We start from the raw sequence: 15106 nt of genomic DNA, 5'->3' as shown, positions 1-15106 counted from the left end.
GCGCCCCGATGGCAGCCTCCGACCCCCGCCGACCCGGCCCGGCCCGTTTTGGCCCGGACCCGGGCCCGCCCGGTAACCTCACGGCCGTGCTCAACGCTGATCACCCCACCCTCAAGCCCTCGGGCGCCCCCCGGCCGGCGCATGTCACCCCCAAACCCCTCGCCGAACTGGCGGAGCGGCTGGGGGCGGCCGCGCCGCCACCCGGCGCACCGGCGGTAACCGGCATCACCCACGACTCCCGGGCAGTGCGGCCCGGCGACCTGTACGCGGCGCTGCCCGGCGCCCGGGTGCACGGCGCGGACTTCGCCGCGCAGGCGGCGCGGGCAGGCGCCGTCGCGGTCCTCACCGACCCGGCCGGCACCGACCGGGCCGCGGCCACCGGGCTGCCCGTCCTGACCGCCGCCGACCCGCGGGCGGTGCTGGGCGAACTGGCGGCCGCCGTGTACGACCGGCCCGGCGACGGACTGCTGCGGGTCGGCGTCACCGGGACCTCCGGCAAGACCACCACCTCCTACCTCGTGGAGGGCGGGCTGCGGGCCGACCGCGGCGCCGGGCACACCGGCCTGATCGGCACCGTGGAGACCCGCGTCGGCCTGGAGCGGGCCAAGAGCGAGCGCACCACCCCCGAGGCCACCGACCTCCAGGCGCTCTTCGCGGTGATGGCCGAGCGCGGCGTCGAGGCGGCCGTCATGGAGGTCTCCAGCCACGCCCTGGTGCTCGGCCGGGTCGACGGAACCGTCTTCGACGTCGCCGTCTTCACCAACCTCAGCCCGGAGCACATGGAGTTCCACGCCGGCATGGAGGACTACTTCCAGGCCAAGGCGCAGCTGTTCACCCCGCGCCGCAGCCGGCTCGGCGTGGTCAACATCGACGACGCCTACGGCCGCCGGCTCGCCGCCGAGGCCACCGTGCCGATCGTCACCTACTCCGCCGAGGGCCGCGCCGAGGCCGACTGGCGGGCCGAGGACGTCCAGGCCGGGCTGATGGACAGCCGCTTCACCGCCGCCGGCCCCAAGGGCGAGCGGGTGCGGGCCACCGCGCCGCTGCCCGGCCCGTTCAACGTGGCCAACACGCTGGCCGCCGTCGCCGCCCTGGCCACCGCCGGGATCGACCCGCAGGCCGCCGCCGACGGCGTCGCCGCGGTCCCCGGCGTCCCCGGGCGGCTGGAGCGGGTCGACGCCGGCCAGCCCTACCTGGCGGTGGTCGACTACGCCCACAAGACGGACGCCGTCGAGTCGGTGCTGCGCGCCCTGCGCTCCACCACCCGCGGCCGGGTGCACGCCGTGCTGGGCTGCGGCGGCGACCGGGACGCCACCAAGCGCGGCCCCATGGGCGCCGCCCTGGCCCGGCTCGCCGACACCGCCGTCCTCACCTCCGACAACCCGCGCTCCGAGGACCCGCTGGCGATCCTCACCGCCATGCTGGCGGGCGCCGCGTCGGTGCCCGCGGAGCAGCGCGGCCGGGTCATCGTCGAACCGGACCGGGCCGCGGCGGTGGCCGCGGCGGTCGCCCTGGCCGGGCCCGGGGACATCGTCCTGGTGGCCGGCAAGGGCCACGAGCAGGGCCAGGACATCGCCGGAGAGGTACGCCCCTTCGACGACCGCGAGGTGCTGCGCGCCGCTATCGAGAAGGACCAGAAGCAACCGTGATCCCCCTCACCCTCGCCGAGGTCGCCGCAGCGGTCGGCGGGAGTACGCACGACATACCGGACAGCGCGGTACAGGTGACCGGGCCGGTGGTCAGGGACTCCCGCGAGGTGCGGCCCGGCACGCTCTTCGTCTGCATCGCCGGGGCCCGGGTGGACGGGCACGACTTCGCCGCCGGCGCCGTCGCCGACGGTGCCGTCGCGGTCCTCGCCACCCGGCCCGTCGGCGTGCCCGCGATCGTCGTCGACGACGTCCAGGCCGCCCTGGGCCGGCTCGCCTCCCACGTCATCGAGCGGCTGGACGCCACCGTGGTGGCCCTCACCGGCTCCGCGGGCAAGACCAGCACCAAGGACCTGCTCGCCCAGCTGCTGCGGCGCACCGGCCCGACCGTGTGGACGCCCGGCTCGCTCAACAACGAGATCGGGCTCCCGCTGACCGCGCTGAGCGCCGACGCCGACACCCGGCACCTGGTGCTGGAGATGGGCGCCCGCGGCATCGGCCACATCCGCTACCTGACCGGGCTGACCCCGCCCCGGATCGGCCTGGTGCTCAACGTCGGCAGCGCCCACATCGGCGAGTTCGGCGGCCGGGAGCAGATCGCCCAGGCCAAGGGCGAGCTGGTCGAGGCGCTGCCGTCCGAGGCGGAGGGCGGCGTCGCCGTGCTCAACGCCGACGACCCGCTGGTGCGGGCCATGAGCACCCGCACCAAGGCAAAGGTGGTGACCTTCGGCGAGACGCCCGAAGCGGACGTCTCCGCGCAGAACGTGACGCTGAACGACCGCGGACAGCCGGTCTTCACCCTGCGCACACCCTCCGGGTGCGCCGACGTGGCCCTGCGCCTGTACGGTGAGCACCACGTGTCGAACGCGCTCGCCGCGGCCGCTGTCGCGTGCGAACTAGGCATGTCCACCTCGGAGATCGCCATCGGGCTCTCCGAAGCGGACGTCCTGTCGCACTGGCGGATGGAGGTCACCGAGCGGCCCGACGGCGTGACGGTCGTCAACGACGCCTACAACGCGAACCCCGAATCCATGAGGGCAGCCCTGCGCACACTCGCAGCCATGGGCCGCTCCGTCCAGGCTCGGGGGGGCCGTACGTGGGCGGTGCTGGGCGCGATGGCCGAACTCGGCGAGCGGTCGCTGGCCGAGCACGACGCGGTGGGGCGGCTTGCCGTCCGGCTCAACGTCAGCAAGCTCGTGGCCGTGGGCGGCACCGAAGCCGCCTGGCTGCAAATGGGCGCCTATAACGAGGGTTCGTGGGGTGAGGAGTCGGTGCACGTGTCCGACGCGGATGCGGCGGTCGACCTGCTGCGCACACAGGTGCGGCCGGGAGACATCGTGCTGGTGAAGGCATCGAGGTCGGTGGGCCTGGAGGCCGTGGCGCAGGCGCTGATCGAGGGTGCCGCTCGATGAAGCAGATCCTCATCTCCGGCGTCATCGGCCTGTTCCTCTCGCTGCTCGGCACGCCGCTGCTGATCCGGCTGCTGGCCGCCCGCGGGTACGGGCAGATGATCCGGGACGACGGCCCGAAGGCCCACCACAGCAAGCGCGGCACGCCGACGATGGGCGGTATCGCCTTCATCCTCGCCACCGTGATCGCCTACGCGGCCACCAAGCTGATCACCGGCCAGAAGCCCACCATGTCCGGGGTGTTGGTGCTCTTCCTCACCGTGGGCATGGGCCTGGTGGGGTTCCTCGACGACTACATCAAGATCGTCAAGCAGCGCAGCCTGGGCCTGCGGGCCAAGGCCAAGATGGCCGGGCAGCTCATCGTCGGCATCGCCTTCGCGGTGCTGGCGCTGAACTTCCACGACTCGCGCAACCAGACCCCCGCCTCCACCAAGCTCTCCTTCACCTCCGACTTCGGCTGGTCCATCGGCCCGGTGATCTTCGTGGTGTGGGCGCTGTTCATGATCCTGGCCATGTCCAACGGCGTGAACCTCACCGACGGCCTCGACGGCCTGGCCACCGGCGCCTCCGTCATGGTCTTCGCCGCCTACACCGTCATCGGCGTGTGGCAGTACGGCCAGTGGTGCGGGGCCCCGGTCAGCGCCAACGGCGCCTGTTACGAGGTACGCGACCCACTCGACCTGGCCGTGGTGGCCGCGGCCCTCATGGGAGCCTGTTTCGGCTTCCTGTGGTGGAACACCTCGCCGGCGAAGATCTTCATGGGCGACACCGGCTCCCTCGCCCTCGGCGGCGCCCTGGCGGGTCTGGCGATCTGCTCCCGCACCGAGCTGCTGATGGCCGTCCTCGGCGGCCTGTTCGTCCTCATCACCCTCTCGGTGATCATCCAGGTCGGCTCCTTCCGGCTCACCGGCAAACGCGTCTTCCGGATGGCACCGCTCCAGCACCACTTCGAACTCAAGGGGTGGAGCGAGGTCCTGATCGTGGTCCGGTTCTGGATCATCCAGGGCATGTGCATGGCCGTGGGCCTGGGCATCTTCTACGCCGCGTGGGTGGCCGCCTCATGACCGATCCCGCAACCGGGCCCTCCGTACCTCCCGGCCTCCCGGACCTCAAGGGCGCCGTCGTCACCGTCGCCGGCCTGGGCGTCTCCGGGGTCCCCGCAGCCAAGGCCCTGCTGGACCTCGGCGCCGTCGTCACCGTCGTCAACGGCCCGGCCGGCGAGCGCCAGCAGACCGAAGCGGCCGAACTGGAGGCGCTCGGCGCCACCGTCCGGCTCGGCGACGCCGACACCCTCCCCGAGGGCACCACGCTGGTCGTCACCACCCCCGGCTGGAAGCCGACCGCCCCCCTCTTCCAGGCCGCGGCCGCGGCCGGCGCCGAGGTGTGGGGCGACGTCGAACTCGCCTGGCGGCTGCGCGGCCCCGGCGCCGCGCCCTGGCTCGCGGTCACCGGCACCAACGGCAAGACCACCACCACCCGCATGCTCGCCGCCATCCTCACCGCGGCCGGCCTGCGCACCGCCGCCGTCGGCAACATCGGCGTCTCGCTGCTGGACGTCGTCCTCGGCGAGCAGGAGTACGACGTCCTCGCCGTCGAACTCTCCAGCTACCAGCTGCACTGGGCGCCGTCCCTGCGCCCGCACTCCGCGGCCGTCCTGAACCTCGCGCCCGACCACCTCGACTGGCACGGCTCGATGGAGGCGTACGCGGCGGACAAGGGCCGCGCCTACAACGGCAACACCGTCGCCTGCGTCTACAACACCGCCGACCCGTGGACGGAGCGGCTGGTCCGCGAGGCCGACGTCGAGGAGGGCTGCCGCGCCGTCGGCTTCACCCTCGGCGCCCCCGCGCCCTCCCAACTCGGCGTCGTGGACGGCATCCTCGTCGACCGCGCCTTCGTCGAGGACCGCTACGGCACGGCCCAGGAGCTGGCCGAGGCATCCGACGTGCGCCCGGCGGCCCCGCACAACATCGCCAACGCGCTGGCCGCCGCCGCGCTCGCCCGCGCCTACGGGGTGCCGCCCGAGGCGGTCCGCGAGGGCCTGCGCGCCTTCCGCCCGGACGCCCACCGCATCGCCGAGGTGGCCACCGCGGACGGCGTCACCTGGATCGACGACTCCAAGGCCACCAACACCCACGCCGCCGAGGCGTCGCTGCTCGCCTACGAGTCCGTGGTGTGGCTGGCCGGCGGTCTCGCCAAGGGCGCCGAGTTCGACGAGCTGGCCGCCAGGGCGGCGCCCCGGCTGCGCGCCGCCGTACTCTTCGGCGCCGACCGGGCGCTGATCCGCGAAGCGCTGGCGCGACACGCCCCGCAGGTCCCGGTGGTGGAGCTCGACCGGACCGACACTGGGGCGATGTCCGCCGCCGTCGCCGCGGCCGGCGACCTGGCCCGCCCGGGAGACACGGTGCTCCTCGCCCCGGCCTGCGCGTCGATGGACATGTTCAGCAACTACAACGAGCGCGGCGACCGGTTCGCCGAGGCCGTCCTGGCCCGCACCGCCCCGGCAGGCGGGGGGCGCGAGGCGGCCGGCCCGGCCGGCGGCGACCGCTGACCCGGCGGCCCCGCCCCGGGCGGCGGCGCCCGCGCCCGCGCACCGAGGAGGGGACGCATGCCGCCAGACCGCTCCACCGCCCCCGGCGGTGAGGACCGCGCCGGCGACCGCCCGCCGCGGCGCCGCGCCCCCGCGGCCGGCGCCGGCCGCGGCCCGACCCCGCGCACCGCGCCCGCCCGGCGGGCGCCGCCGCGGCCGGCCGCCGCCAGCCCGTCGCCGACGCCGGCCCCCGGCCGCGCCCCCGGCGCCGGCCGGGGCGCGGGCGCCGGGCACCCGGCCCGCCGCGCCGGCCGGCCGCGGCAGCGCCCGGCGCGCCGCGGCCCGGCTGCCGTGGCAGCTGCGCGACGCCTGGGACCGCCCGCTGACCGCCTACTACGTCATCCTCGGCGCCAGCCTGCTCATCACCGTGCTCGGCCTGGTGATGGTCTACTCCGCCTCGATGATCCAGGCGCTGCGCTACGGGCTGCCGTCCACGTTCTACTTCCGCAAGCAGCTGCTGGCCGTGGCGATCGGCGGGGTGCTGCTCCTCGCGGCGGCCCGGATGCCGGTGCGGCTGCACCGGGCGCTGGCCTACCCGCTGCTGCTCGGCGCGGTGTTCCTGATGGTCCTGGTGCAGGTGCCGGGGATAGGGCAGACGGTCAACGGCAACACCAACTGGATCTCCGTCGGGGGGCCCTTCCAGCTCCAGCCCAGCGAGTTCGGCAAGCTCGCCCTGGCGCTGTGGGGTGCCGACCTGCTGGCCCGCAAGAACGCCAGGAAGCTGCTCACCCAGTGGAAGCACCTGCTGGTGCCGCTGGTGCCGGTCGCGGTGCTGCTGCTCGGCCTGATCATGCTCGGCGGCGACATGGGCACGAGCATGGTGCTCACCGCGGTGCTCTTCGGCATGCTGTGGCTGGCCGGCGCCCCGACCCGGCTGTTCGCCGCGGTGCTGGGCGCGGCCGGGGTACTGGCCGCGCTCTTCGTCGCCACCAGCCCCAACCGGATGGGCCGGCTGCACTGCATCGCGGCGACCTCGCCCGGCGCGCACGACCAGTGCTGGCAGGCGGTGCACGGCATCTACGCGCTGGCCTCCGGCGGCTGGTTCGGCACCGGCCTCGGGGCGAGTGTGGAGAAATGGGGCGAACTGCCCGAACCGCACACCGACTTCATCTTCGCCGTGACCGGGGAGGAACTGGGCCTCGCGGGCACGCTGTCCGTCCTGGCCCTCTTCGCGGCACTAGGCTACGCGGGTATCCGCGTTGCCGGACGCACGGAGGACCCCTTCGTCAGGTTCGCAGCGGGAGGTGTGACCACCTGGGTCACGGTCCAGGCCGTGATCAACATCGGTGCGGTGCTCGGCCTGCTGCCGATCGCCGGAGTCCCGCTCCCGCTGTTCTCCTACGGGGGTTCGGCCCTCCTGCCGACCATGTACGCGATCGGGCTGCTGATCTGCTTCGCCAGGAGCGAGCCGGCCGCCCGGGCCGCGTTGGCCGCCCGCGGGCACACCCCCCTGACCGGGGCAGTGAGAAGGACGATGCGACGGTACGCCAGGCGGCGGCCGTCCGGAGAGCGGTGAATTTCGGTGCATGTCGTACTCGCCGGTGGAGGGACCGCCGGCCACATCGAGCCGGCGCTCGCGCTCGCCGATGCCCTGCGCAGGCAGGACCCGACCGTGGGGGTCACCGCACTCGGCACCGAGCGGGGGCTGGAGACCCGGCTGGTGCCGGAGCGGGGCTACGAGCTGGCCCTGATCCCGGCCGTCCCGCTGCCCCGGCGGCCCACCCCCGAACTCATCACCGTCCCGGGGCGGCTGCGCGGCACCATCAAGGCCGCCGAGCAGGTGCTGGAGCGCACCAAGGCGGACTGCCTGATCGGCTTCGGCGGCTACGTGGCGCTGCCCGGCTACCTGGCCGCCAAGCGGCTGGGCGTGCCGATCGTCGTCCACGAGGCCAACGCCCGCCCCGGGCTGGCCAACAAGATCGGCTCCCGCTACGCGCACACCGTGGCCGTCTCCACGCCCGACAGCAAGCTGCGCGACGCGCGGTACATCGGCATCCCGCTGCGCCGCACCATCGCCACGCTGGACCGGGCCGCCGCCCGGCCCGAGGCCCGGCACGCCTTCGGCCTGGACCAGAACCTGCCCACGCTGCTGGTCTCCGGCGGCTCCCAGGGCGCGCGGCGGCTCAACGAGGTCGTCACCGCGGTCGCCCCGCGGCTCCAGCAGTCCGGCGTGCAGATCCTGCACGCGGTCGGCCCGAAGAACGAACTGCCCCGGTCCGACAACATGCCCGGGATGCCGCCCTACCGGCCGGTGCCCTACCTGGACCGGATGGACCTCGCCTACGCCGCCGCCGACATGATGCTGTGCCGGGCCGGCGCGATGACCGTCGCCGAGCTCACCGCCGTCGGGCTGCCGGCCGCGTACGTGCCGCTGCCCATCGGCAACGGCGAACAGCGCCTCAACGCGCAGCCGGTGGTCAAGGCGGGCGGCGGACTCCTCGTCGACGACGCGGAGCTGACGACGGACTGGGTGCTGTCCAACGTGCTGCCGGTGCTCACCGACCCGCACCGGCTGTACGACATGGCCCGCTCCGCCGCGGAGTTCGGCCGCCGGGACGCCGACGAGCTGCTGATGCGCATGGTCTACGACGCGGTGGCCTCCCGGCGCTAGGGCCGCGACCGGGGCTCACCCTGCCGGGAGGGGCACGAGCCTGAGCGGGCCCCTGGCCCGACGCCGGAGGGCGACCCGTGAAGTCCGCCCGGACCGGGCCCGCTCCGCTGCATCCGCCGGGGCGGGCCCGGTCCGGCCCGGCGGCCGTCCTACCCTCCGGCCGGCTCCGTCGCGGCTCCCCTCCGGCGGCCCGGCGGACCGGCCGCCGGGGAGCCGGGGTGTCGGGGGAGGGGTGCCGGTCCGCGGCCCCCAGGGGGCGCCGGAGACATCATCGGGCGGGTCCAACGGCGGGGTGCCGCGCGGCAGGCGCGTCCGCAGGGCAGGATGGACCCCGCCGTCACAGAACCGAAGCGGGAGGCCCGAGGTGACCGCATCCGACGGAACCCCCGTGCGCCGGCGCGGCCTACGCCGTCCCGCGGCGGAACCCGCTCCGAGTGCCCGGGGGTTCACCCCCGCCGGCCGCAACAGCACCGCCCCCGCCCGGGACGCGGTGCCGCGCCCGGCCGGCGCCCCGCAGGGCGACGGCCCGCCCGGCACCGCCGAGGGCGGTGAGCCGCGCACCCTCGCGCACCGCCGCCGCGTCCTGCTCGTGCTGCTGCTCGCCGCGGCCGTCCTCGTCGGCGGCGGCAGCTGGCTGGTGTGGGGCTCGCCGCTGCTGCGTGCCGACCGCGTCACCGTTCACGGCAACCAGGTCGTGTCGGATGATCAGATCATCAGAGCGGCTCATGTCCCGCTCGGCGGAGCCCTCGTGTCCGTCGACACCGGCGCCGTCCGCCGCCGGCTGCTGGCCGCGCTGCCCCGCCTCCGCGCGGTCCGCGTCGACCGCTCCTGGCCGCACACCGTCCGGCTCGACGTCACCGAGCGGACACCTTCCGCCGTGCTGCCCGACGGTCGGCGGTGGACCGAAGTCGACAGCGGCGGTGTCCGGTTCGCCACCGTGGACCAAACCCCCAAGGGTGTCCCCGTGATCCGGCTCGACCACCCGCTCGACGCGAGCGTCCGCCAGTTCGGGACCAAGCGCCTCCTCCAGGCGGCGATCGAGGTCTCCGCCGCGCTGCCGGCCGGTGTGCGCGGCCACGCCACCGCGATCCTGGTGCGTTCCTACGACGGCATCACCGTCGAACTCACCGGCGGCCGCACGGTGGTGTGGGGGAGTCGGGACGGGAGTACGCGCAAAGCGGTCGTCCTGACGGCGCTGATGCGGGCCCAGCCCGACGCCGACCACTACGACGTCAGTGCCCCTGACGCCCCTGCCGCGTCCGCGAGTTGACGCTCTACGGGAGGGTGACAGCCCAGTCCCCGCACGGGTGTCGAAGGCTACCGGCCCCCGATGCGGCGACGCACGGCGTGATCACATAGGGTGAAAAGAAAAACGGGAGGTTCGGCGTGTTCGTTGAACCGCCACCGCTTGTCGACTTAGTGTCTCGTCTCAAGAGAAACACTTGGGACAGGCATACTGGTAACCCTAAACCTCAGGGTTAGGGTTCAGAACGGCACCGGCGAGCCACCGACCGTCCCACACGATTCGTAATCGAGGCGAGAGGGCTTCGACGTGGCAGCACCCCAGAACTACCTTGCGGTCATCAAGGTCGTCGGCATCGGCGGCGGTGGCGTCAACGCCATCAACCGGATGATCGAGGTCGGGCTCAAGGGCGTCGAGTTCATCGCGATCAACACCGATGCACAGGCCCTCCTGATGAGCGACGCCGACGTCAAGCTCGACGTCGGACGGGAACTCACCCGCGGCCTCGGCGCCGGCGCCAACCCGGAAGTCGGCCGCAAGGCGGCCGAGGACCACCGGGAGGAGATCGAAGAGGTGCTCAAGGGCGCCGACATGGTCTTCGTCACCGCCGGCGAGGGAGGTGGCACCGGCACCGGCGGCGCCCCCGTGGTGGCCAACATCGCCCGCTCGCTGGGCGCTCTGACCATCGGCGTCGTCACCCGCCCGTTCACCTTCGAGGGCCGCCGCCGCGCCAACCAGGCGGAGGACGGCATCGCGGGCCTGCGGGAGAACGTCGACACCCTGATCGTCATCCCCAACGACCGCCTGCTGTCGATCTCCGACCGCCAGGTGAGCGTGCTGGACGCCTTCCGCTCCGCGGACCAGGTGCTGCTCTCCGGCGTCCAGGGCATCACCGACCTCATCACCACCCCCGGCCTGATCAACCTCGACTTCGCCGACGTGAAGTCGGTGATGTCCGAGGCCGGTTCGGCGCTCATGGGCATCGGCTCGGCCCGCGGCGACGACCGCGCGGTGGCGGCGGCCGAGATGGCCATCTCCTCGCCGCTCCTGGAGGCGTCCATCGACGGCGCCCGCGGTGTGCTGCTGTCCATCTCCGGCGGCTCCGACCTCGGCCTGTTCGAGATCAACGAAGCCGCCCAGCTGGTCAGCGAGGCGGCCCACCCGGAGGCCAACATCATCTTCGGCGCGGTGATCGACGACGCCCTCGGCGACGAGGTGCGGGTCACCGTGATCGCCGCCGGGTTCGACGGCGGCCAGCCGCCGACCCGGGGCAGCCGGGACAAGGTGATCGGCTCGTACACCTCCCGCGACGAGTCCGCGCCCTCCTCCGGCACCAGCGGTTCCAGCACCGGAACGGCGCCCGTCCCGCCGCGGATCGGCTCCGACAACCTCCGGCCCACCCCGTCGTTCAGCGGCATCGGCAGCGTGCCCGCCGCCCCTGTCGAGCGCGACCCCGAACCGGCCGCCGAGAACCGCGGCACCCAGGTCCCGCCGCCGATCGTGCCCCCCGCCCGCCCCTACCCGGAGTCCGTCGAAGAGCTCGACGTACCCGACTTCCTGAAGTGACCGCCCGGCAGTGATAGGGCACCGCACTTCTCTGGACGGCGCGCACTTCGCCTTCACCGACCGGTGGGGCGGGGTGAGCGCCGTTCCGTACGCCAGTCTCAACCTCGGCGGTGCGGTGGGCGACGATCCCGCCGCCGTGCTCGCCAACCGCGAGCGCGCCGCCCGCGCACTCGGCCGCGACCCCGGCCGGGTGGTGTGGATGCGCCAGGTCCACGGCCGCGAGGTGGCCCCGGTCGACGGCCCCTGGGGCGACCGCCCGGTGCCGAAGGCCGACGCGCTGGTCACCCGCCGTCCGGACGTCACCCTCGCCGTGCTCACCGCCGACTGCGTGCCGGTGCTGCTGGCCGACCCCGTCGCCGGGGTGGCCGCCGCCGCGCACGCCGGACGGCCCGGACTGGTCGCGGGCGTGGTGCCCGCGGCGGTGGCCGCGATGGAGGCGGCCGGCGCGGACCCGGCGCGGACCACCGCCGTCATCGGCCCCTCCGTCTGCGGCAAGTGCTACGAGGTCCCCGAGGCCATGCGGGCCGAGGTGGCCGCCGTGGTGCCCGAGGCGTACGCGGAGACCCGGCAGGGCACCCCGGCGGTCGACGTGGCTGCCGGAGTGCGGGCGCAACTCGCGCGCTGCGGCGTCCGGGTGGCCGAGGCGCCGACGGTGTGCACGCTGGAGTCGCACGACCACTTCTCGTACCGCCGTGAGCAGACCACCGGCCGGCTGGCCGGCTACGTGTGGCTGGACCCCCGGCCGGACGCGGAGCCCGACGGCGGGCCGGGAGCCGGCGCCGCCGGCCCCGCGGACGAGGGAGGCGACGCGTGACCGGGCCCTCCCACGCCCCGTCCGGCGCCGCGCCGGACCCGGAGCGGGCCGCCGAGCTGGCGGCCAACCTGGCCAGGGTCGAGGAGCGGATCGCCGCCGCCTGCGCGGCGGCGGGCCGCCCCCGCGAGGAGGTCACCCTGGTCGTGGTGACCAAGACCTACCCGGCCGAGGACGTCCGCGCGCTGGCCGCCCTGGGCGTGCGGCAGGTCGCCGAGAACCGCGACCAGGAGGCCGCGGCCAAGGCAGAGGCGTGCGCCGATCTCCCGCTCAGCTGGCACTTCGTGGGCCAGTTGCAGACGAACAAGGCCCGCCACGTGGTCCGTTACGCCGACCACGTGCACTCCGTCGACCGGGACCGGCTGGTCACCGCGCTGTCCGCGGCGGCGACCGCGGCCGGCCGCACGCTGGGCTGCCTCGTCCAAGTCGCCTTCGACGCCGAAGCCGCGGGCCGTGGAGAGCGCGGCGGCGTCGCCCCCGAAAGGGTCGGCGCGCTGGCCGACGCCATCGCGGCCGCCGACGGGCTGCGCATGGACGGCCTGATGACCGTAGCCCCTCTGACCGGGCGGTATGCCGGTCAACCGCGAATGGCATTCGATCGGTTGACGGAAATCTCATCCCGCCTGCGCGAGACACATCCTGCTGCGACCATGGTATCGGCAGGGATGAGCCAGGACCTTGAGGACGCCGTGGCCGCCGGAGCGACACATGTACGCGTCGGAACGGCGGTACTCGGAGTCCGTCCGCGGCTCCGGTAACGTCACCAACAAGTCGGACCACAGCATAAATATGGTGTGGCGGCCGCCAGGAGCGGCGGCCGTGGACCGCAACCCCGCTGAGAGGACGCAGAGCATGGCCGGCGCGATGCGCAAAATGGCGGTCTACCTCGGCCTCGTGGAGGACGACGGATACGACGGCCCGGGGTTCGACCCCGACGACGAGTTCGAGCCCGAGCTGGCCTCGCCGCCCCCTGGCCGGACCGTTCCGGAGCCCGAGCGGGTGGAGCCCCGCCGGCCGCTCGCCCAGCACGTCCCGCCCGGGCGGCTCCAGCCGCCCCAGGACGAGCCGCCCCGGCTCGTCCATGCCCCGGCCCCCCGCGAACCGCGGATCGCGCCAGTGGCATCCATCACACCCGAACGCCAGATTCCGGAGAAGAACGCAGCGGTGATCATGCCCAAGGTCGTGTCAGAACGGGAGCCGTACCGCATCACCACGTTGCACCCTCGGACCTACAACGAGGCCCGTACCATCGGGGAACACTTCCGCGAGGGCACGCCGGTGATCATGAATCTGACGGAGATGGACGACACCGACGCAAAGCGCCTGGTGGACTTCGCCGCCGGACTGGTGTTCGGCCTGCACGGAAGCATCGAGCGGGTGACACAGAAGGTCTTTCTGCTCTCGCCTGCTAACGTCGATGTCACGGCGGAGGACAAGGCCCGGATTGCCGAGGGCGGGTTCTTCAACCAGAGCTAGCCTTATGGCTGGTTCGACGCTGGACCAAGCTTAACAAGTCATACGAAACAGACCGTAAAAGATCGCAATAGACCGAAAACGGACACAGTTGCCGTCGCCGGCACTGGGCAGCCGCACGACAGTTGGACCCGGCCGACAGGCTGCGGGCGGACAGGGGAGAGGGAAGCGCGATGGGTATCGCACTCCAGGTGCTGTACATCGTGCTGTACGTGTTCCTGTTCGTGCTGATTTTCCGATTGGTGATGGACTACGTCTTCCAGTTCGCCCGTTCGTGGCACCCTGGCAAGGCGATGGTGGTCCTCCTGGAGGGCACCTACACTGTCACCGATCCGCCACTTAAGCTTCTGCGGCGTTTCATCCCGCCGCTACGTCTCGGGGGCGTGGCGCTCGACCTGTCCTTCTTCGTATTGATGATCATCGTGTACATCCTGATCTCCGTCGTCGGGGGTTTGATGTGAACGGTGCGGGCTCCCGATATGTCGACGATCACGTTGAGGTGAAGAGATGCCGCTGACTCCCGAGGACGTTCGGAACAAGCAGTTCACGACCGTCCGCCTCCGAGAGGGCTACGACGAGGACGAGGTCGACGCCTTCCTCGACGAGGTGGAGGCGGAACTGACCCGTCTGCACCGCGAGAACGAGGATCTGCGGGCCAAGTTGGCCGCTGCGACCCGTGCCGCGGCACAGAGCCAGCAGCAGCAGAACATGCGCAAGCCCGAGCAGCAGGACCGTCCGGTACCCGCCGCCATATCGGGTCCCCAGCCGGTGCAGCAGCAGATGCCGCAGCAGCAGGTGGGCCCGCCCCAGCTGCCTGGCGGTGCTCCGCAGCTGCCGGCTGGTCCGAGCGCTCAGGGGCAGCACGGCCCCGGCCCGGGCGGCCCCGGCGGCCCGATGGGTCAGCACCCGATGCAGCAGGGCGGCCCCGGCCCCATGGGTATGGGCGGGCAGCACCCGATGCAGCAGGGCGGCCCCGGCCCCATGGGTATGGGCGGGCAGCACCCGATGCAGCAGCAGATGCAGCCGCAGCAGCAACAGCAGCCCCACCACCCCATGCAGCAGCAGGGTCCCGGCGGCGACAGTGCCGCGCGCGTCCTGTCGCTGGCTCAGCAGACCGCCGACCAGGCGATCGCCGAGGCCCGTTCCGAGGCCAACAAGATCGTCGGTGAGGCCCGCAGCCGCGCCGAGGGTCTGGAGCGGGACGCCCGCGCCAAGGCGGACGCGCTGGAGCGGGACGCCCAGGAGAAGCACCGCGTCGCGATGGGCTCCCTGGAGTCCGCCCGCGCGACGCTGGAGCGCAAGGTCGAGGACCTGCGCGGCTTCGAGCGGGAGTACCGCACCCGGCTGCAGGCGTACCTGCGGTCGCAGCTGGACCAGCTGGAGAACCAGGCGAGCGACTCACTCGCCCCGACTCGGGCCTCCGCGTCCACGCCGTCCCTGCCCTCCGGCCCCTCCATGGGCGCCGGGACGATGGGGAGCGGTGCCATGGGCGGCATGGCCGGTATCGGCTCCGGCGCCGGTGCGATGGGCCACGGCTCCTCCGGACCGTCCTACGCGGGCAGCCCGGCCGGCCAGGGTGGTTCGATGGGCAGCGGCCACACGCCCGGCCCGACGTTCGGCGGCCAGCAGCAGATGTCCCCCGCGATGACCCAGCCGATGGCTCCGGTCCGTCCGCAGGGCGGCCCCCAGCCGCTCCAGCAGGCGCCGACGCCGATGCGCGGCTTCCTCATCGACGAGGACGACAACTAGGAACCAGC

13 protein-coding genes are annotated in these 15106 nt (G+C 73.5%); all 13 read left to right on the top strand.

Annotated features, from left to right (window positions below; genetic code table 11):
- Positions 1-8: 8 nt before the first annotated feature.
- The 13 genes from BS72_RS02905 to BS72_RS02845 all read left to right on the top strand — a co-directional run bounded on the left by BS72_RS02905 (position 9) and on the right by BS72_RS02845 (position 15098).
- A complete protein-coding gene (locus BS72_RS02905; RefSeq protein WP_037907382.1) occupies positions 9-1649 on the top strand; it encodes a UDP-N-acetylmuramoyl-L-alanyl-D-glutamate--2,6-diaminopimelate ligase in 1641 nt (546 codons plus the stop codon).
- Positions 1646-3058 carry a UDP-N-acetylmuramoyl-tripeptide--D-alanyl-D-alanine ligase gene (locus tag BS72_RS02900; protein ID WP_037906122.1) on the top strand — a complete coding sequence of 471 codons (1413 nt, stop codon included), beginning with the start codon at positions 1646-1648 and terminating at the stop codon, positions 3056-3058. Before BS72_RS02905 ends, BS72_RS02900 begins: the two co-directional genes overlap by 4 nt.
- Complete coding sequence (mraY, locus tag BS72_RS02895) at positions 3055-4119, top strand: phospho-N-acetylmuramoyl-pentapeptide-transferase (protein WP_037906120.1); 1065 nt, start codon at positions 3055-3057, stop codon at positions 4117-4119. The genes BS72_RS02900 and mraY overlap by 4 nt, the downstream gene beginning before the upstream one ends.
- Positions 4116-5606: a UDP-N-acetylmuramoyl-L-alanine--D-glutamate ligase gene (gene murD / locus BS72_RS02890; protein WP_051950727.1), complete on the top strand. Its 1491-nt coding sequence runs from the start codon at positions 4116-4118 to the stop codon at positions 5604-5606. Before mraY ends, murD begins: the two co-directional genes overlap by 4 nt.
- 88 nt (positions 5607-5694) lie before the next feature.
- Positions 5695-7161 carry a putative lipid II flippase FtsW gene (ftsW, locus tag BS72_RS02885; RefSeq protein ID WP_037906118.1) on the top strand — a complete coding sequence of 489 codons (1467 nt, stop codon included), beginning with the start codon at positions 5695-5697 and terminating at the stop codon, positions 7159-7161.
- 6 nt (positions 7162-7167) lie between these two features.
- On the top strand, positions 7168-8256 hold the full coding sequence (gene murG, locus BS72_RS02880) for an undecaprenyldiphospho-muramoylpentapeptide beta-N-acetylglucosaminyltransferase (protein WP_037906116.1): 1089 nt from the start codon (positions 7168-7170) through the stop codon (positions 8254-8256).
- A gap of 364 nt (positions 8257-8620) precedes the next feature.
- Positions 8621-9526, top strand: coding sequence for a cell division protein FtsQ/DivIB (locus BS72_RS02875; protein ID WP_232792192.1), 906 nt, complete (start codon positions 8621-8623; stop codon positions 9524-9526).
- Between the two features lie 282 nt (positions 9527-9808).
- Complete coding sequence (gene ftsZ / locus BS72_RS02870) at positions 9809-11065, top strand: cell division protein FtsZ (RefSeq protein ID WP_037906114.1); 1257 nt, start codon at positions 9809-9811, stop codon at positions 11063-11065.
- 10 nt (positions 11066-11075) lie between these two features.
- Entirely contained in the window at positions 11076-11879 is an 804-nt protein-coding gene (gene pgeF / locus BS72_RS02865; protein ID WP_078900965.1) for a peptidoglycan editing factor PgeF, read from the top strand.
- On the top strand, positions 11876-12634 hold the full coding sequence (locus tag BS72_RS02860) for a YggS family pyridoxal phosphate-dependent enzyme (protein ID WP_051950580.1): 759 nt from the start codon (positions 11876-11878) through the stop codon (positions 12632-12634). The genes pgeF and BS72_RS02860 overlap by 4 nt, the downstream gene beginning before the upstream one ends.
- 94 nt (positions 12635-12728) lie before the next feature.
- Entirely contained in the window at positions 12729-13352 is a 624-nt protein-coding gene (locus tag BS72_RS02855) for a cell division protein SepF (RefSeq protein ID WP_037907370.1), read from the top strand.
- Between the two features lie 170 nt (positions 13353-13522).
- Positions 13523-13810 carry a YggT family protein gene (locus BS72_RS02850; RefSeq protein ID WP_037906112.1) on the top strand — a complete coding sequence of 96 codons (288 nt, stop codon included), beginning with the start codon at positions 13523-13525 and terminating at the stop codon, positions 13808-13810.
- A gap of 46 nt (positions 13811-13856) precedes the next feature.
- A complete protein-coding gene (locus tag BS72_RS02845) occupies positions 13857-15098 on the top strand; it encodes a DivIVA domain-containing protein (protein WP_037906110.1) in 1242 nt (413 codons plus the stop codon).
- Positions 15099-15106: the final 8 nt, after the last annotated feature.

The organism is Actinacidiphila yeochonensis CN732, assembly GCF_000745345.1.
In the GTDB taxonomy this organism is placed as follows: Bacteria; Actinomycetota; Actinomycetes; order Streptomycetales; family Streptomycetaceae; genus Actinacidiphila; species Actinacidiphila yeochonensis.
This window is presented reverse-complemented; position numbering and strand designations above follow the sequence as displayed.

What these genes read in the sequence shown, in the direction of transcription:
- BS72_RS02905 (WP_037907382.1), top strand. Translation starts at nt 9, where the DNA reads ATGGCAGCCTCCGACCCCCGCCGACCCGGCCCGGCCCGTTTTGGCCCG.
- murD (WP_051950727.1), top strand. Translation starts at nt 4,116, where the DNA reads ATGACCGATCCCGCAACCGGGCCCTCCGTACCTCCCGGCCTCCCGGAC.
- BS72_RS02855 (WP_037907370.1), top strand. Translation starts at nt 12,729, where the DNA reads ATGGCCGGCGCGATGCGCAAAATGGCGGTCTACCTCGGCCTCGTGGAG.
- BS72_RS02845 (WP_037906110.1), top strand. Translation starts at nt 13,857, where the DNA reads ATGCCGCTGACTCCCGAGGACGTTCGGAACAAGCAGTTCACGACCGTC.
- mraY (WP_037906120.1), top strand. Translation starts at nt 3,055, where the DNA reads ATGAAGCAGATCCTCATCTCCGGCGTCATCGGCCTGTTCCTCTCGCTG.
- BS72_RS02850 (WP_037906112.1), top strand. Translation starts at nt 13,523, where the DNA reads ATGGGTATCGCACTCCAGGTGCTGTACATCGTGCTGTACGTGTTCCTG.